Annotated in this window: 15 protein-coding genes and 3 pseudogenes; 10 read left to right on the top strand and 8 right to left on the bottom strand. The window is 69.6% G+C overall.

The genetic code is table 11. From position 1 onward, the window contains the following. Window positions 1-36: 36 nt before the first annotated feature. The 9 genes and pseudogenes from BLQ77_RS29800 to BLQ77_RS00670 form a co-directional block, all read left to right on the top strand. Window positions 37-261: pseudogene (locus BLQ77_RS29800) on the top strand (FAD-binding protein); the annotation flags it as partial. 51 nt (window positions 262-312) lie between these two features. Then, entirely contained in the window at window positions 313-525 is a 213-nt protein-coding gene (locus tag BLQ77_RS00705; protein ID WP_089954232.1) for a hypothetical protein, read from the top strand. A 158-nt stretch (window positions 526-683) separates the two neighbouring features. After that, on the top strand, window positions 684-2,009 hold the full coding sequence (locus tag BLQ77_RS00700) for a hypothetical protein (RefSeq protein WP_089954230.1): 1,326 nt from the start codon (window positions 684-686) through the stop codon (window positions 2,007-2,009). Between the two features lie 115 nt (window positions 2,010-2,124). Further along, on the top strand, window positions 2,125-3,210 hold the full coding sequence (gene rsgA / locus BLQ77_RS00695) for a ribosome small subunit-dependent GTPase A (RefSeq protein WP_089954227.1): 1,086 nt from the start codon (window positions 2,125-2,127) through the stop codon (window positions 3,208-3,210). A 327-nt stretch (window positions 3,211-3,537) separates the two neighbouring features. Next, window positions 3,538-5,172, top strand: coding sequence for a tetratricopeptide repeat protein (locus BLQ77_RS00690; protein ID WP_089954224.1), 1,635 nt, complete (start codon window positions 3,538-3,540; stop codon window positions 5,170-5,172). Window positions 5,173-5,258: 86 nt separating this feature from the next. After that, the gene (locus tag BLQ77_RS00685) at window positions 5,259-6,467 is read left to right on the top strand and encodes a TsoY family (seleno)protein (protein WP_089954222.1); all 1,209 of its coding nucleotides are present in this window, start codon (window positions 5,259-5,261) and stop codon (window positions 6,465-6,467) included. Between the two features lie 151 nt (window positions 6,468-6,618). Next, window positions 6,619-7,290, top strand: a complete 672-nt coding sequence (locus BLQ77_RS00680; protein ID WP_089954220.1) for a Crp/Fnr family transcriptional regulator — start codon at window positions 6,619-6,621, stop codon at window positions 7,288-7,290. 88 nt (window positions 7,291-7,378) lie between these two features. Further along, window positions 7,379-7,588, top strand: coding sequence for a YgaP family membrane protein (locus BLQ77_RS00675; RefSeq protein WP_040384260.1), 210 nt, complete (start codon window positions 7,379-7,381; stop codon window positions 7,586-7,588). A 140-nt stretch (window positions 7,589-7,728) separates the two neighbouring features. Beyond that, entirely contained in the window at window positions 7,729-9,288 is a 1,560-nt protein-coding gene (locus tag BLQ77_RS00670) for a hypothetical protein (RefSeq protein ID WP_089954217.1), read from the top strand. A gap of 13 nt (window positions 9,289-9,301) precedes the next feature. On the opposite strand, the gene BLQ77_RS00665 is transcribed toward BLQ77_RS00670, so the two are convergent. Beyond that, window positions 9,302-9,817, bottom strand: a complete 516-nt coding sequence (locus BLQ77_RS00665; protein WP_089954215.1) for a hypothetical protein — start codon at window positions 9,815-9,817, stop codon at window positions 9,302-9,304. Here BLQ77_RS00665 and BLQ77_RS29940 point away from each other — a divergent pair. After that, a pseudogene (locus tag BLQ77_RS29940) lies at window positions 9,804-9,905 on the top strand (IS481 family transposase); the annotation flags it as partial. The gene BLQ77_RS00665 and the pseudogene BLQ77_RS29940 overlap by 14 nt on opposite strands. On the opposite strand, the gene BLQ77_RS00660 reads toward BLQ77_RS29940, so the two are convergent. The 7 genes and pseudogenes from BLQ77_RS00660 to BLQ77_RS00635 form a co-directional block, all read right to left on the bottom strand. After that, the gene (locus BLQ77_RS00660) at window positions 9,905-11,209 is read right to left on the bottom strand and encodes a sigma-54-dependent transcriptional regulator (protein WP_089954212.1); all 1,305 of its coding nucleotides are present in this window, start codon (window positions 11,207-11,209) and stop codon (window positions 9,905-9,907) included. The pseudogene BLQ77_RS29940 and the gene BLQ77_RS00660 overlap by 1 nt on opposite strands. Beyond that, entirely contained in the window at window positions 11,206-12,942 is a 1,737-nt protein-coding gene (locus BLQ77_RS00655) for a sensor histidine kinase (protein WP_242661601.1), read from the bottom strand. The genes BLQ77_RS00660 and BLQ77_RS00655 overlap by 4 nt, the downstream gene beginning before the upstream one ends. Before the next feature lie 62 nt (window positions 12,943-13,004). Beyond that, window positions 13,005-13,388 carry a DUF1850 domain-containing protein gene (locus tag BLQ77_RS00650; protein ID WP_089954207.1) on the bottom strand — a complete coding sequence of 128 codons (384 nt, stop codon included), beginning with the start codon at window positions 13,386-13,388 and terminating at the stop codon, window positions 13,005-13,007. Then, window positions 13,385-15,526: a TRAP transporter permease gene (locus BLQ77_RS00645; protein ID WP_089954204.1), complete on the bottom strand. Its 2,142-nt coding sequence runs from the start codon at window positions 15,524-15,526 to the stop codon at window positions 13,385-13,387. The genes BLQ77_RS00650 and BLQ77_RS00645 overlap by 4 nt, the downstream gene beginning before the upstream one ends. An 80-nt stretch (window positions 15,527-15,606) precedes the next feature. Next, complete coding sequence (locus tag BLQ77_RS00640) at window positions 15,607-16,557, bottom strand: TAXI family TRAP transporter solute-binding subunit (RefSeq protein ID WP_008885804.1); 951 nt, start codon at window positions 16,555-16,557, stop codon at window positions 15,607-15,609. Window positions 16,558-16,898: 341 nt separating this feature from the next. Continuing rightward, window positions 16,899-17,021: pseudogene (locus BLQ77_RS29190) on the bottom strand (IS481 family transposase); the annotation flags it as partial. Between the two features lie 335 nt (window positions 17,022-17,356). After that, complete coding sequence (locus tag BLQ77_RS00635; protein WP_008884938.1) at window positions 17,357-17,566, bottom strand: tautomerase family protein; 210 nt, start codon at window positions 17,564-17,566, stop codon at window positions 17,357-17,359. Between the last annotated feature and the right edge of the window lie 67 nt (window positions 17,567-17,633).

The raw sequence follows: 17,633 nt of genomic DNA, 5'->3' as shown, positions 1-17,633 counted from the left end.
CGGCGGCGGGCATGACGGTGTCGCCGCGGGGCGGCGGTCACCAACACCCGCCTCGCCGCCGCGCTCGACCGGCACGGGCTGGCCTTCCCGACCGGGCATTGCGGCGCGGTCACGGTCAGCGGCCACCTGCTCGGCGGCGGCATCGGCTGGAATGCCGCGGCCTGGGGCATCGCCTGCTTCTCGGTGCTGGCTGTTGAAGTCGTCATGGCCGACGCCACGCTGATCACCGCCAGTGCCACCGAGCGTCCGGACGTGTTCTGAGCTGCGCGCGGCGGCGGACCCGGGTTCTTCGGCATTGTCACCGCCTGCCACGTGCGGCTCTACGAGGCGCCGCGCGGCGCCACCACGGTGTTGCGGGTCTACCCGGCCGGGCGCCAGACCGCGGTTGCGCTCTGGGTGGAACGGGTGATGGCCAAGGCGCCGGATTGCGTCGAATGCACCCTCAAGAGCGACACGCCGGCGCCGGGGCCCGTCGCCTCATCCGACGAGGCAAAGGCGCCGTTCTACCGGGTGACCCTGCCGTAAATCCTGCCCGGCGGTCCGCCCGCCCCCCCCGGGCGGGCCGTTCGGTGCCTGCGCCCTTGCGCGGCTCGGCGCCTGTGCCGTGTTTCGCCCGTTGCAGTCCGCTGCGCGCGACCTATGGTCACGCCAGCGCCGCAACGGCGGTTCAGACGGAGCCAAGCGTGGACGTGATCTCAGATTTCTCGACCTGCAGCCTGCAGGACACGCCCTTCCGGCGCCGCTCGCGGGTCGCCCCGGGCTACCGGACGCCGGGCTATGACGCCGCCTTCGACGCGACGACGCTCTGGATGGATGCGGTCTGGCAGGACGGTGCCGTCACGCTCACCTGCCCGCGGCTCAACAACCTTGCCGCCCTGCTGAAGCGCGGGCGGCTCACGCTCGACGGCCGGCCCGTCAGGGCCTCGGTGCGCAGCTTCTACCGCCACAGCGTCGTGACCCTGAAAAGTCCGCAGCGCCCCGAGAGCGTGGCGCTCGAGATCGACGGGCACCGCGTCGAGAGCAGCGTACGGGAGACCGAGCCCGAGCGCTTCCGGGACCGCAACGTCATCGTCACCATGTCGCGCGACAACGACCTCGTCTGGATCGAGGATTTCGCCCGCTTCCACGCCGAGAGCCAGGGCGCCGAGGCCATCGCCCTCATCGACAACGGCTCCTCGGGCTATGGCGTCGCAGAGCTGGAGGCGTGTCTCGAACGGGCGGGGCTCGACCCACTGGTGTTGCGCACCGAGCTGCCCTTCGGCCCGCGCGGGATCAAGCCGCACGCCAACAGCGAGCTGTTCCTGCAGACCTGCGCGCTCAACGCCGTGCGGCTGCGCTACCTGCGGGAGGCCCGCGCGGTGCTTTTCTGCGACATCGACGAGCTGGTGCTGTCGCGGGGCGAGGACACGGTCTTCGACGCGGCGGCGCTTTCGCGCTTCGGCTACACCCGGTTCCGGGGCGTCTGGCGCCATGCCCGCGTGGACCCCGGGACCACGGTGGTGCGCCATGCCGACCATGTCTTCCGACGTCCGGGCGAAGCGCCCTGTCCGCACAAGTGGTGCGTGCGTCCCTCCGGGCCGGTGGGCCAGACGCAATGGCGGCCGCACTCGCTCGAGGGCTTCCATTTCAACTGGCTCTTCGACAGCAGCGCCTTCACCTTCCACCACTGCCGCCAGATCACCACCGGCTGGAAGCGCAACCCGGCCTCGCGCGCCGGCGCCGCGATGGTCGAGGACCTGTCCGCTGCCGTGCTGGTGCAGCGACGGGCGCGCGGGGCGCTGGTCCGGCCCGCGCCGTCGCGGCTGCGGCGTCAGGTCGGACGGCTGGCCGAGGCCGTGTCGCGGCAGTTCTTCGGGCTTACCGCGTTGCGGCAGCTGACCACCGCGGCGGTCATTCTCTGCTGTTTCAGCGTGGTACTGGAAGAGGCGCTCGACAACGATCCGCCGCAGCAGGAGATCTATGCCTTTCTCGACGCGGTGAAGCGGGTGTCGCAGCTCGACCCGTTCTAGGGCGTCACGCCCAAAACGGGGCCGTGTGCGAGGGTGCAGGGCTGAAACCGTTTGAGCCACCGGCCCGCTGTGGCATGCTGCGCCGCGAACGAGTCTGCCCACAGTGTGACAGCCCATGGTCCGAGATTACTCAGCCTTCCTTCCGGGTGGCGCGCCCGAGCGCCAGCCCGAGCCTGCGCTCTCGGCCATCGAGGCGCTCGGCTGGGGCGCGTTCTTTGCCGGGCAGATCGACGCGACCGATCTCACCGAGACGCCGCCGGTGCGGGTGACCGCCGTGCACCGCAGCGGGCTGCAGGTGGTGGGCGAGGGCATTGACGAGATCATCCCGCCGGGCATCGACGCCACCGTGGGCGACTGGCTGCTCTTCGACCGCGAACGGCCAAAGGCCAGCCGGGTGCTCGAGCGCCGCAGCCTGATCAAGCGCCGCGCGCCCGGGTCGGACTGGCAGGTGCAGCTCATCGCCGCCAACATCGACACGCTCTTCGTGGTGACCTCCTGCAACCAGGATTTCAACCCGGCGCGGCTGGAGCGTTACCTCGCCATGGCCTTTGACGCGGATATCGAGCCCGTCATCCTGCTGACCAAGACCGATCTCGCGGAGGACCCGGGGAGCTATGCAGATGCCGCCCGCGCGATCTCGGAGCGGGTCGCGGTGGTGGCGCTGGACGCGCGGGGAGATGAACCCGGCCAGGTGCTGCTTGACTGGTGCGGCAAGGGGCGGACGGTGGCCTTCGTCGGATCCTCGGGGGTGGGCAAGTCGACCCTGACCAATGCGCTGGCCGGCCGGAAAGACATCGCGACCCGGGCGATCCGCGAGGACGACGCCAAGGGCCGCCACACCACCACCCACCGCGAGCTGCACCCGATCGCGGGCGGCTGCGTGCTGCTCGATACGCCCGGAATACGCGAGCTGCAGCTGGCGGACGCCGCCTCCGGCATCGCCGAGCTCTTCGACGACATCGAGGCACTGACCGGCGCCTGCCGGTTCCGCGACTGCCACCACGAGACCGAGCCCGGTTGCGCCGTCACCGCCGCGCTCGAGAGCGGGGCGCTGGATCCCGCGCGGCTGGAGCGCTGGCGCAAGCTGCAGGCCGAGGATGCCTTCAACTCGGCAAGCCTCTCGCAGCGCCGCGAAAAGGACCGGGCCTTCGGCAAGATGGTGCGCGGCGTGGTCAAGGCGCGCTCGCGCAACCGGCGCTGACCGCGCGGTCTTCGGCCCGCCCTGGGCACCGCCTGCACGGCCCCATCCTTGCCGGGCCCTGTGTCCTGCGACCTGCGAAGGGTCCGCGCCGGGCTGGTGCGCGGGCGCGGCGACAGGCTGGTGCTGCCGGGCCGGAGCGCGTGGCTGGTGCTTGCGCATGCGGGGTTGCGGGCGTGATCGTCGGCGTCAGTGGTCGAAACGGACGCAGCGCGGGGCCAAGGGTGGCGCAAACGCCCTCGCGGGGCGGTTTGCGCTCTGCGGGGCGGGGGCGGTTTGCTAGGGTGGTCCCGGCGGCACGAGAGAGACAGCAGCGATAGGGAGGCGACGATGGAGCGCTATGACCTTGGACGTTTCGGCCGGAGCGTCACGACCTCATCCGAGACGGCGCAGCTCTGGTTCGATCAGGGGCTCACCTGGCTCTACGGCTACAACCACGAGGCGGCGGCGCGCTGTTTCAGACAGGCGCTCGAGGCCGATCCCGACTGCGCCATGGCGCAATGGGGCATCGCCGCGGCCTCGGGACCGAACTACAACCTGCCGTGGGAGGCGATGGAGCCGGAGGACAAGGCGGCGGCGCTCGCCACTGCCCACGCGGCGCTCGAGGCGATCGGGCCAGACGCCGCCATGTCGCCGGTCGAGGCGCAGCTTGTCGAGGCGCTACGCAAGCGCTTCCCCGCGGAGCCGGTCGAGGATATCGCGCCCTTCCTTGATGCCTATGCCGCCGCCATGCGCGCGCTGCGGGCGGCCCACCCCGAGGATTGCGATGTCGCCGCGCTCTGCGCCGAGGCGATGATGAGCCGCACGCCCTGGCAGCTCTGGGACCTCGCCACCGGCAAGGCTGCCCGGGGCGCCGACACGGTCGAGGCCCGCGCGTTGCTCGAACAGGCCTTCGACACGCTGCCCGGGGCCTGGGACCATCCCGGGCTCCTGCATTTCTACATCCACCTGATGGAGATGTCGCCGCATCCCGAGCTGGCGCTGCGCCACGGCGACCGGCTCAGCACGCTGGCGCCCGATGCCGGGCACCTGCTGCACATGGCCACCCATATCGACGTGCTTTGCGGCGACTACCAGAACGTCGTCGCGCGCAATTCGCGGGCCATCGAGGCCGACAGGATCTGGGTCGCGCGCGAGGGGGCCGGGGATTTCTACACCGTCTACCGGTGCCACAACTACCACTTCAAGATCTACGGGGCGATGTTCCTCGGCCAGCCCGCCCCCGCGCTCGAGGCCGCGGCGGAGCTGGTTGCCAACCTTCCGGAGGAGCCGGTGCTGCGGCAGTTCGCCGACTGGCTCGAGGCTTTCGTGCCGATGAACATGCACGTCTACATCCGCTTCGGCATGTGGGACGCGATCCTCGCCGAGCCGCTGCCCGAAGACGCGGAGCTCTACGCCATGACCACCGCGGTGATGCGCTACGCCCGCACCGTGGCGCTGGCCAACAAGGGGCGCAGCACCGAGGCCAGCGCAGAGGCCGCGGCGTTCGTTCAGGCCCGCGACGCGCTGCCCGAAAGCCGTATGCTCTTCAACAACACCGGGCGCGACATTCTCGGGGTGGCCGAGGCGATGATGCTGGGCGAGCTCGAGTACAAGCGCGGCAACAAGGAGGCTGGGCTCGCGCATCTCCGGCGCTCGGTCGCGCTCGACGACGCGCTGCCCTATGACGAGCCGTGGGGCTGGATGCAGCCGACGCGGCACGCGCTGGGCGCGCTGCTGCTCGACGCGGGGCAATACGGCGAGGCGGAGGCGGTCTACCGCGCCGACCTGGGGCTCGACGACACGCTGGCGCGCGCCTGCCAGCACCCGGGCAATGTCTGGAGCCTGCACGGGCTGCACGAATGCCTCGTGCGCCGCGGCGAAAAGGTCGAGGCGGCGCACATCGGGCGTCAGCTCGACAAGGCCCGCGCCAGGGCCGAGGTGCCGGTGCGCGCCTCTTGCTACTGCCGGCGCGGGGCGGCCTGACACCGGGATGCCGCCCGTGTGACCAAGTCACCGTTCCCCGGGCGTCCCCCATGCGAGACTGGCGTCAGATCCTGAGGAGACTCGCCATGCCACGCATTCCGACCCGCCCCGCAGACACCTGGTCCCCGCTCTATTTCCTCGCCTCCGTCGGGGCAGGGGGGCTGGCCGTCACCTTCTTCATGTATCTGATGTTCTGGATCCCGCACCCCGGCCGCAGCGTGCCGGTCTCCGAGGACATCGCCGCGGCGCTCGGCGCCGGCAGTCCGCTGCGGACCGTGGCCATCACCCTCGCCGCGGCGGGCATCGCCATCTTCGGTGCCATGAACCTCTACCTGCTGGCCTGGAACCTGCGCCGTGTCGGGCCGTTCGTGGCCTCCGAGCGCGGCCAGTCGCTGGGCGCGAGCAATGCGCAGACCCAGATGATGGCCCTGCCGCTGGCGCTTGCCATGTCGGTTAACGTGGCCTTCATCCTCGGGCTCGTCTTCGTGCCGGGGCTCTGGTCGGTCGTCGAATTTCTCTTCCCCGTGGCGCTCGCCGCCTTCCTCGCCATCGGCGCGCTGGCGCTGCGGCAGCTGGGCGGGTTCCTCGGGCGGGTGATCGGCAGCGGCGGGTTCGACTGCAAGGCCAACAACTCCTTCGCGCAGCTCCTGCCCGCCTTCTCGCTCGCGATGGTCGGCGTCGGCCTCTCGGCCCCCGGCGCGATGAGCGGGACCACGCTGACCGCGGGCATCGCCATCATCGCCTCGACCTTCTTCCTCGTCGCCGCCGTGGTGATCGCCGCGGTGGGCATGGTGCTCGGCATCCGTTCGATGCTCGAGAACGGCGTCGCGGTCGAGCAGGCGCCGACCCTGATGATCGTCATCCCGCTGATGACGGTGCTGGGCATCCTGCTCATCCGGCAGGACCACGGGCTGCACGTGCATTTCGAGAGCCATGGCTCGGCCGGCGACATGCTGACGATGCTCACCCAATTCCTGTCGCTCGAACTGCTCTTCGCGCTCTTCGGCGTCACCGTGCTGCGCGCGACCGGCTACATCCGGCGCTTCATCAGCGGCTCCGAGACCTCGGTCGGCAGCTACGCGCTGATCTGCCCGGGCGTGGCGCTGTCGGTCATGATGCAGTTCTGGATCAACAAGGGGCTGGTCGCCGCCGGGCTCGTCGCCAGGTTCGGTCTGGCCTACTGGGCGCTCACCGGGATCGCGCTGGCGGCGCAGGTCGCGATGATCGTGCTGATGCTGGTGCTGAACCGCCGCCACTTCGGCCGCGCGCAGCTTGTCGCCTCGCCGGCGGAGTGACGCCGCCCGCAGCGTCGGGCCACATGCGCGGCGATGGGCCGCGCCCCACCCAAGGGCCGTCCGCGCTTGTCGTCGGGCGGCTCCTGCGCGAACGTCGCTTTCGGGGCCGCTTGCCGATCTTCCGCCCTCCCGCAGACAGAAGAGCAGACCGATGGATGACAGCTGGATTGACCGTTTTGAGGGCCTGAAAGGCTTGCCCGCGGACGTCCGCGCGGACCTGGCTCGGGGCAGCCAGGTGGTGTACGTCCCCGCCGGCACGCAGGTCTTTGCGCCGGGGCAGTCGGCGGACAACCTGCTGTTGCTGCTCGAGGGTTCCGTGCGGGTGCAGCAGCGCTCGGACACCGGGCGCGAGGTGTTTCTCTACCGCGTGCACGCGGGCGAGAGCTGCGTACTGACCACCGCCTGCATGCTGGCCTTCGAGGATTATTCGGCCGACGGCATCGCCGAGACCGACGTCACCGCCGCGGTCATCCCGCGCACCGTCTTCGACGACCTCGTGGGCCGCTCGAAGCTTTTCCGCAGCTTTGTCTTCGCGGCCTATTCGCGGCGGATCACCGATCTCTTCACCCTGATCGACGACATCGTCTTCCAGCGGATGGACGTGCGCCTTGCCTCGCGCCTGCTCGAACTGGCGGACGACGCGGGGGTGGTGCGCGCCACCCATGCGGTGCTGGCCACCGAGCTTGGCACCGCGCGCGAGGTGATCTCGCGCACGCTTGCCGAATTCCACCGGCGTGGCTGGATCGAACAGGCGCGCGGGCAGGTCGAGATCATCGGGCGCGAGGGGCTCGAGCGTCTGGTCCGCGCCGCCGGGGCCTCCTGAGACGCGGCTCTGTGACCAAGTCACCGTCCGCAAGCGGCATGTCATGCGATGACGAGGGCATCACATGATTCCCGCCAAGGAGCACGACATGAAAACCAACATGGGCAAATTCGACCGGGCGCTGCGCATTGTCCTTGCAGCCATCCTGGTCTGGGTGGCCTTCGGAACCGGCCTCGCCGCCGCCGGGGTTCTGCACTGGCTCGCGCTCGCCGTGGCCGCGGTCTTCGCGGTGACGGCGGTGGTGGGCAACTGCCCGCTCTACAGCCTCGTCGGCCTGCGCACCTGCCGCGACTGCTGAACTCTGCACCGCACGGGCGAGGGCGTTTCCGCCCGCCCGCCCGGGCGGCACGCATCGCGCGCAAGGCACTAACAGGTTTGCCAATGGCTGTGCTCGTGGCATGGTTGTGCCAGACTGTCAGCGGCAACGGCGGGTGAGACATGCGTGGCAAGAGAAACGGCACTCCATTCATCGCGTCGGTCTGCGCGGCGATCCTCGCGCTGTCCGCCTGCACGGGTTCGGCCGAGGACGCGATGACCTTCCGCGAGGTCGACCTGCAGTCGCCGGTGCCGCCGGCGGCCTACGCGGGCGACGTCGCCTTCCGCGTCGCCCAGAGCTTTTCCGCGCGCGGGCAGGAGGTGCCCTTCGCCTTCTACCTCGGCCTCGCGCCCGCGGGGGGGACCCGCCTTGGAGCCAACGCCTTCGGGGACATGCGCGGCCTGCAGAAGGCGCTGCCGGGGCTGCTCTCCGGGCCCATCGAGGCAAGCTGCAGCATCGGGCTCAACGTCGATTTCGGCGGCATCGAGGCCGAGGGCGACGTGCTGCGCGCCGGTGCCTCGGTGAAGGCCTCGCTCTACCGTTGCAAGGACCGCGACACGCCCGAGGAACGCCGCGGCTTCCGCATGATCTCGCAGACCGTCGATGTGAATGCCCGGCTGCGCGCCGGTCTTGCCGGCAATTGCATCAGGCTCGAACTGGCGGATCTCGGCCTGAAGCCGCGCGGGATCCTCGGCGGGCTCGCCACGCTCTTCGGCTTCACCGAGCGGGTGCGCGCGGCCATTCTCGAGAAGGCCGAGACGGTGCTGGCCGAGAACCTCGTCTGCCCCACGCTGCCGGAACCCATCGCCATCCTCGAGCCGCAGTTCACCACGCTCGGCGTGCGCGAGGTGGGAGGCGGCGGGGTCGGCATGGCGCTCTCCGGGTCCGCAGATATCGGCGCCGACAACCTGATCGCCATCCTCGCGTGGCTCGGCGCCAACGCCGAGGGCGACGGCGCGCTGCGCTTCGTGCCCGCGCCGCCGGGGCAGGTGCGGTTCGACTTCGACAACAGCCTCGAGGTCAAGGGCGAGGATCTTGCCTACGGCATCGACGCGCGGCTCTCCCCGGTCGATGCGACCCGGATCGGGATGGAGGCGCTGCTCGATCTCGGCGGCATCCAGAAGCGCCTTCCCGACCTGCTGACCGGGCAGGAGGTGATCGACAGCTGCGGCGGCCACGTCACCATCGAGCGCTTCGAGACCGAGGCCGACGGCACCGCGGTGATCGCCAGGGCGTCCCTGGAGATGGAGAGCTTCGACTGCGTGCGCACGGGCGAGGGCTCGTGGGAACGCGGCGTGCTCGAAGAGACCAAGGACGTCGACGTGCGGGCGGATCTCTCGGGCGAGCTGGTGGAGGGCTGCGTGGTCTTCCGGCTGCTCGACCTCACCCGCGATCCGCCGGGCGCGCTGGGCCAGATCCAGACCGCTTCGGGCAGGCTCGAGGCGGCGCGGGCGCTGGTGCTCGAGGCGGTGGGGCTGGTGCTGGAAGAGGCCGCGCTCTGCCCCGAGCTGCCGCCGGAGCTGGCGGTGCTGAAGCCGCGCTTCGACTACGGCGCCCCGCAGGAGATCGGCGAGGGCGGGCTGGGCGTCGCCATGAAGGCCTCGATCGACGTGAGCCCGGAGACGGTCGTCGACATGCTCATCCTCCTGCAGGACCGCGGCCTGCTCCCGCCCGCCCCCTGAGGGGCGGGAGCGGTCAGTTCACGGGCGTGGACTGGATCATCGTGCCCCAGCCCATGCGCCGCCCGGGATCGCGTGAGCCTTCGCGGGTCAGGTGGCCATGGTCGAAGTAGACGAAGTGGCCATCCGCCATGGCGCGGCAGATCCCGTCCGGGGCCAGGACCTGCCGGTCCTTCGAGACATAGGCCCGGAAGGGCGATGACAGCACGACATACTTTACGCTGTCCTGATGGCGCAGGTCGTCGAGCACCTTGGTGTTGAAGGCGATGCAGTTCTCCATCGAGCGGAGCCTGGCGAAGGCGAAGAGCGGCTGGGGCCAGAGGTAGGCGCTGCAGCTTGCCAGCCCGGCCCCGACGGAGGCCCGCATCGAGAGCAGCTTCGCCACCAGCGTTCCCTGCGGTGCGAAGAGGATGATTGCCGCCGCCGCGAGCGTCGGCGCCAGCGCGTAGAGCGAGGGAAACGGTGTCCGCTCGTCGAAGACGAAGATGGCCCCGACGATGAGCGCGATCCCTCCGAGGCTCAGCGGCCTCACACCCTATGAATACACCTGCAGGATCTGGAGATCAGAGCCGGACAGACTCATCTTGAACCCGATCCGCCAGATGCCGGGACTGAGCACCTACACCCGGATACCGTACCGGCTGATCTTGTCGTTCAGCGTCCGGCGCGCCATGCCGAGGGCGCGGGCGGCGCGTTCGGTGTTGCCGCGGCAGCGTTCCAGCGTCAGGCGGATCTCGCGCGCTTCGAAGGCGGCGACCCGGTCGGCCAGCGTCTCGGGTTCGCTCACCGGCAAGGCGCCCTCCTCGGGCAGGTCGAGCCCCAGCACGAAGCGTTCGGCCACCGCCTTCAGTTCGCGAACGTTGCCGGGCCAGGGACGGTGCAGCAGGCGCTGCTTCAGCGCATAGTCCACCGGCGGCAACTCGCGGCCGTAGCGGGCGGCGGCAAGCCCGGCGTAATGGCTGAAAAGCAGCAGGATGTCGTCGCCGAGCGCCCGGAGCGGCTCGACCGCAATCTCTGCGCCCGCGAGGCGGTAGAACAGGTCCGGCCGGAAGCTGCCGTCCAGCGTCAGCCCGCGCAGGTCGGTCTTGGAGATGGCGATCACCCGCAGGTCGAGCTGCCGCAGCCGGTTCTCGCCGAGGCGCTCGACGGCGCGCTCCTGCAGCGCCCGCAGCAGCTTGGGCTGGATGGCGGCGGGCATGGCCTCGATCTCGTCCAGCAGCAGCGTCCCGCCCGAGGCGGCCTCGAGCTTGCCGGCCTTGTCCTGCGCGCCCGGAAAGGCGCCGGCGACATGGCCGAAGATCTCGATCTCGAAGAGGCTCTCGGGCAGCGCCGCGCAGTTCATCGCCACGAAGGGACCGGCAGCGCGGGCGCTTGCGGCGTGGAGGGCGCGGGCGACCAGCTCCTTGCCGGTGCCGGTCTCACCCGTCACCACGATGTCGAGATCGCTCGGCGCCAGCGCCGCGATCCGGGCCTGCAGCGCGGTGATGGCGGCGGACTGGCCCAGCAGCCCGCCCTCGTCGCGGCGGGCCATCTGGTCCTGCAACCGTCCGATCTCGGCCCGGGTGGCGCGGCTGCGCAGGCCGCGCTCGATCACCGTCAGCAGGTGCATCCCGTCATAGGGCTTCTCGAGGAAATCCTCGGCACCCGCGCGCATCGCCTGCACCGCCTGCGCAAGATCGCCATGGCCCGAGATCATCACCACCGGGCAGTCGGGATCGCGCTGGCGCACCGCCTCGAGCACAGCCTGCCCATCCATCCCGGGCATCCGCAGGTCGGTGAGCACGAGGTCGGGCCGCCGCTCGGCCGAGAGCGCCGCGCTGCCCGAGGCAAAGCCCTCGGCCTCGTGCCCCGCCGCGCCGATCAGGTCGCAGAGCGCGTGCCGGTGATCGCCGTCATCCTCGACCACATGGATCAGTGCCGTCATTCCGCGGCCTCCCATTCCCCGCCGTTCCGGTTCTCGAGCAGCGGCAGGATCACCGAGATCTCCGCCCCGCCGTCGGGATGGTTCCGGATGTCGAGCCGCCCGCCGAATTGCTGGACCACCTCGAAGCTGATCGCAAGCCCGAGCCCGAGCCCCTCGGCGCCGATCTTGGTCGAGAAGAACGGCTCGGTCATGCGCGGCAGCACGTCCTCGGGGATGCCGGGGCCGTTGTCGCGCACGGCCAGCGCCAGCTCGCCGCCGGTCTCGCGGATGGACAGCGTGACCTCGCCCCGCCCCGGCTCGACCGCCTCGATGGCGTTGTGCAGCAGGTTCACCAGCACTTGTTCGAGCCGCACGTGCCCGGCCCGCACCATGGGATCGCCCGCGGGCGCCTCGAAGCGGGGCTGTATGCCCGCCGCATCGGCGCGCGGCCGGGTCAGCGCCAGCGCCGAGCGGGCGACCTCGACCACCGGCACCGGCGCCAGCGGCGCGGCCTCGCGGCGGGAGAAGTTCTTGAGATGCTTGGTCATGCGCTGCATGCGCCGGATCAGCCCACGGGCCGATTGCAACCGTGCGGCGGTCTGCTCGGGCGCGCGCGAGAGGCTGAATTCGGCGGCGGTGAGCGTGGCCTCCATGGCGGCGAGCGGCTGGCTGACCTCGTGCACGATGGCCGCCGACATGCGGCCCAAGGCGGCCATCTTCTCGGTGTGCACCAGCGTCGCCTGCGTGGCACGGAGATCCGCCTCGACCCGGGCGCGGGCCTCGACCTCGCGGGCGAGCTCGGCGGTACGCAGGCGGACCTTGCGCTCCATCACCTCGGTCTGACGCAGGCGCAGCGCGATGAGCCGCTGCCGGTGGCGGCGCAGGTCGGCGAGCCCCAGCCCCAGCAGCCCCGCCAGCAGCACCAGCGCGGCGGTGGCCCCCGCCGCCGCCGCCGCCGGCCAGAGCGGCGTCGCGATCAGTAGCCGCCAGCCGTTCTCGAAAGGGGTGCCGCGCAGGATCGCGGCACGGCCCTCGCCCTCGATCAGCAGCACCGAGCCGCGGGTCAGCAGGGGCTGCGCCTGATCGAGCGCGGCGCTGTCGTAGACCCGCGAGGCCCCGAGCCGGCTGCGGGTCTCGGGCGTGAGCGGGGTCAGCGGGCGGTAGCGCCAGCCGGGCTGCGAAGACAGGAAGACCACGTCGTCGCGGTCGGTGACGGCGATGCGCTGCCCGGCCTCGGCCCAGGCCTGTTCGAGCGGCCCGAGGTCGATCTTCACCACCATGACGCCGTTGACGCCGAGCGCGGGATCGTCGACGCGGGCCGAGATGAAATAGCCGGGCTCGCCGGTGGTGACGCCGATGGCGTAGACCGCGCCCGAGCCGGTGGCGCGGGCCTCGGTGAAATAGGGGCGGAAGCTGTAGTCGTGGCCCACGTAGCTCTCGGGCTCGGCCCAGTTCGACGAGGCCAGCGTCAGGCCCTCGGCGTCCAGCAGGTAAAGCCGCTCGGCCCCGGTCTGGGTGACGATCTTCTCGAGATAGCGGTTGGCGGCGTCGATCGCCCCGGGCGCGCCGGGATCGCTCAGCGCGTCGTGGATGCGGGCATCCTCGCCCGCGACACGCGGCAGGTAGCGGAAGCGGTCGATCTCGGTCTGGATGGCGCGGTGGCTGACCAGCAGCGTCTGCTCGAGCCCGCGGCGCTGCTGCAGAAGCGTCACCTGCCAGGCCAGCGCCCCGCAGAGCAGCGCGCCGAGCAGCACCAGAAGCAAGCGCCACCGCCTGTCCGGCCTCATCCGGCGCAGGAGAGGGCGCCGCCGGGACATCAGCCCTGCTCGGCGCTCTCGTCGCCGCAGGGGGCCACCTCGATGGGTGCGCCCGAGGTCGCGCCGAGCTCGACGCACTTCGCCGCGCAGAGCGTCCAGGCCGAGGGGGTCTCGCCAGAGGCGGCCAGAGTCAGGCGCGGCACCGGCGGCAGGTCGGGCACCCAGACCCACCAGCCGTCCTCGAAATGGCCGCCGGGGCCGGGCTCCATGCCCGCCCCCGAACCCTTCACCGCGGCGCCTGTCAGCTGCAGCCGGTCGTCGCCGGTCACCTGCCAGGTCTCGCGCCAGGTCTCGCGCTCCACGGAATGGGTCCACTCCAGCGTGAAGGTCCCGCCATTGGCCAGGGCGAGTGCCATCGCCCCGGCCATCAGGCAGCCGCTCATGCCGACACCGGAGCCTTGCGCCGCCAGACCAGCAGTCCGAAGACCACCGCCAGCGCGAAGCCGATCTCGTCGGTGATCGGCAGGGCCGCGACCAGCGTGAAGGCGGCGGCCACGGCGATCAGCCGTTCCCAGATCGCCAGCGGACGCCCCAGCCAGCCGATGACGCAGGCCCCCCAGAGCGCCAGTGCCATCAGCGCCTTCAGCACGATGTAGGCAACCGCCGGCCAGTAGCCGATGGCCCCGGCAAGCGCACCGCCGTCCTGCAGCATGAGCGCGGGCGTGTAGACCGCCATGAAGGGCACCACGAAGCCCGCCGCCGCAACCTTGATCGCCTCGAAGCTGATCTTGAGGCCGCTTTCCTTGGCGATGGGCGCCGCAGCGAAGCAGGCCAGCGCAACCGGCGGGGTGAGGTCCGCAAGGATGCCGAAGTAGAAGACGAACATGTGGCTGACGATCAGCGGCACGCCGAGGTCGAGCAGCGCGGGGCCGGCGATGGACGAGGTGATGATGTAGTTGGGGATCGTCGGGATCCCCATGCCAAGAATGATGCAGGTGATCATCGTCAGCACGAGGCTCAGGAACAGGCTGTTCTGCCCCACCGAGACGATGAACTGGCCAAAGGTGTTGGCCCCCCCGGTCAGGGTCATCACGCCGATGATCACCCCCACGAGCGCGCAGGCGATGCCGACCGGCAGCGCGGTCTTGGCGCCGTCGGCGAGGCTGTCGCGGCAGACCGCCAGCGTCTCGCGCCCGCCCCTGAAGAAGGCACAGGCGGCAATCATCACGGCGATGACCAGCAACAGCGCGTGGATGCCGAACTTGAAGAAGGCCGAGGCACAGAGACCGAGCACGATCCAGAAGATCACCCGCACCGCCGTCGAGGGCATGCCCATGGCAATGGCCGCCCCGAGGATCAGCATCCCCGTGAGCGCCAGCCCGATGGTGCCGGCGAAAAGCGGCGTGTAGCCCGAGAACAGCAGCCAGACCAGCACCGCCAGCGGCAGGATCAGGTACCAGCCATCTTTCAGCGCCTTGCGGGCCGAGGGCATCTGGTCGGCCGAGAGCCCGCGCAGGTCGCGCTTGCCGGCCTCGAGATGGACCATCCAGAAGGCGCCCGCGAAGTAGAGGATCGCCGGCACCAGCGCCGCCTTCACCACCTCGACGTATTGCACGCCCAGCGTCTCGGCCATGATGAAGGCCACGGCGCCCATCACCGGCGGCATGATCTGCCCGCCCATGGACGAGGTCGCCTCGACGCCGCCCGCAAACGCCGGGCGGTAGCCGAAGCGCTTCATCAGCGGAATGGTGAACTGGCCGGTGGTCACCACGTTGGCGACGCCCGAACCCGAGATCGTGCCCATCAGGCCCGAGGACAGCACCGACACCTTGGCCGCGCCGCCCATGCGGTGACCGACGAGGCCCAGCGACACGTCGGTGAAGAGCTTGATCATCCCGGCCTTCTCGAGGAACGAGCCGAACAGGATGAAGAGGAAGATGTAGGTCGCCGACACGTAGGTCGGGATGCCGTAGATGCCCTCGGTGCCGTAGGCGATCTGCTCGACCACCTGCTCGAAGGCATAGCCGCGGGTCTGCATGACGCCGGGGGCGTATTGCCCGAAGAAGGCATAGGCGAGGAAGATGCCGCAGATGATCGGCAGCGCCGGGCCCATCAGCATCCACGCCGCGATGAACACGGTCGAGACCGCGATGCAGCCGAACACGAGGTCGAGCGTGGTGGGGTCGCCTGCCCGCATCAGCAGCGGGGTGTACTCGATCCACTGGTAGGCCGCGACGGCGACGCCCGCCGCCCCCAGCACCCAGCAAATGGTCTTTGCGACAGAACCGAAGCCACGGCCGTAGGCCAGCAGCGGGAAGCCGAGCGCCATGAGGAAGCCGACGTGCACCGCCCGCATGACCTGGCTCGGCAGGTCGATGACATGGGCCGCGATGGCGATCTGGTAGATCGAGAACACCACCGCCAGCCAGAACAGGAACCGCCCGGCAAAGCCTCCAGGGAAACCGCCCGAGAGGGCGTCGTGCAGCTCGACCACCTCTTCGGCGCGGCTGCGGCCTTCGGGGGGCCTGGCTGTATCGGAACCGTTGTCAGAACGCATCTCATCCTCCGGATTCACGCTCATGTCATCCTCCTCTTCACGAAGGCGGCCCGGGCTTTCCGGGGATTACCGGAAAGAGCCGGGCCGCCGGGGTCTTTCGTGGATCAGTCCAGCAGGCCCTGCTCGCGGTAGTACTGCTCGGCACCCGGGTGCAGCGGGATCGGCGAGTTCTTCACTGCGTTCTGGATGTCGATCGCACCGGCGGCGGCATGCGCGGCCTTCATGTGGTCGAGGTTCTCGAAGAGCAGCTTGGTCATCTCGTAGGCCAGCTCGTCCGAGACGTCAGAGTTGGTGACGAGAATGTTGGTGATCGCCAGCGTCGGGATGTCCTCGTCCTGGCCCGGGTAGGTGCCGGCGGGGATCACGCCTGCGGCATAGGGCGCACCGAGCGTGCCGGCGACTTCGGCCGGGATCGACACGTAGGTCACGTCCTGGGTCGACGACAGGTCCTTGAGCGCCGCGGAGCCGAGGCCCGAGGATTGCAGCGTCGCGTCAAGCTGACGGTTCTTCATCAGCTCGACCGATTCCGCGAAGGGCAGGTATTCCACCTTGCCGAGATCGTCGTAGCTCATGTCGAGCGCGCCGAGGATCTTGCGGGCGTTGACCTCTGTGCCGGACTTGGCCGCACCGACCGAGACCGACTTGCCGACCAGATCGCTCACCGTGACGGCGCCGGACTCGGCCGAGGCCGCGATCTGGATGTAGTTCGGGTAGATGGCGGCGATGGCGCGCAGCTTGTCGAGCGGCTTGGTGAAGCCCACGTCCTCGTTGCCCTCGAAGGCGTCCTTGACGGAATCGCCGAGCGCAAAGCCGATCTCGCCCCGGCCCTGCTGCAGCAGGTTCAGGTTCTCGACCGAGGCCTTGGTGGACTGCACCTGCGTGCGGGCATCGGGGATGTTCTGGCCGTAGATGTCCGCCAGCGCCACGCCCAGCGGATAGTAGACACCCGAGGTGCCGCCCGCGAGGACGTTGATGAATTCCGCGGCCATGGCGGCCGGAGCGGACAGGGACATGCTGCCGGCGAGCAGAGCGCCGAACCCAATAGTTCTGATCATGATTTCCTCCCAGAAAGACGCGCTTGAGGCGCGTGGTGTCCGCACTGTGAGGAAGGAAATCCGCTCGCACAACTGCCGAGGCCGGGGTTCCGGCAATTTTCGTCGCAGGGTTTCGCCCGGGCCGGGGCAGAAATCCGCCACGCACGGCTCACGCGCCGCTTCCGGCCATCGGGACCCCGCGCGCGGCCCGCCGCGCCGCCTCCGTACGCTGCAACCGCGACGGAGACTTGCGGAAGCCCGGACGGCTGCCACCGTCCGAAGCAGTGCGTTGAGGGGTATTATTGAGGTGTTACAGGGCATCCATGGGGAAAAATCGAAACGTGACAGGCTCCTGTCTCGTTGTTCAGTCCCGGCATCTGGTGGATCGGGTTCAAGACGAGTCTGTCCGGCTCTGATGTCCAGATCCTGCAGACCTATTCGCAGGGTGTGAGCCTGTTGCGAGCCTTGAGCCGGCGAGCGACGTTCTATGGGTAGCGTCCACGCAGGTGGACGCTACCGCGGTGCGAACCGCGAAAACAGGCCGGACACAAGACCGCTTCTGAAAAGGGACACGCAGTCTCATTTCCATCTTGCTATGCGGGAGCCATCCACACTGGCCGTTCCCGGCGGGAAAGGGAAGGATCCACACGCAGAACGGGAAACACGCGCAATTCGGCGGACCCTGTGCTGTAGTGGAGCGCTCGATGGTATCAGTGAAGGACTTTGAGCAAGGGAGACAGATCGTGGTGTGTTACATCGGATTAACCATCCCCATCGATCGACCCACTGGCCGCAAGCTGCAGCCAGTGGGTTTCGGATTTCATCGCGCGCGGTAGGCCTCCGGGATCGAGAAGGGCTCATCTGCGCGGTAATAGCCGCCATCAAGCACCTCCTCGATCAGCACCATGGTATGCGGTCGAGCTGCTTCGGAGAAGTATTCGACCAGCATCTCGGTCACGCGATGCCCGATCTCCGCTTTCTGGTCGGATGTCAGGGCCGCTTCGGGCGTCTTGATGTTCACGAATGGCATGGTTTGTCTTCCTTTCAGGGTTGGGGTTAGGGGGGAGCAGGTCGGCAAGGCCAATCCGCTGCGGAAG

Source organism: Salipiger thiooxidans (assembly GCF_900102075.1).
Taxonomy (GTDB): domain Bacteria; phylum Pseudomonadota; class Alphaproteobacteria; order Rhodobacterales; family Rhodobacteraceae; genus Salipiger; species Salipiger thiooxidans.
Note: the sequence above shows the minus strand (reverse complement) of the source record. Positions and strands in the feature narration are given on the sequence as shown.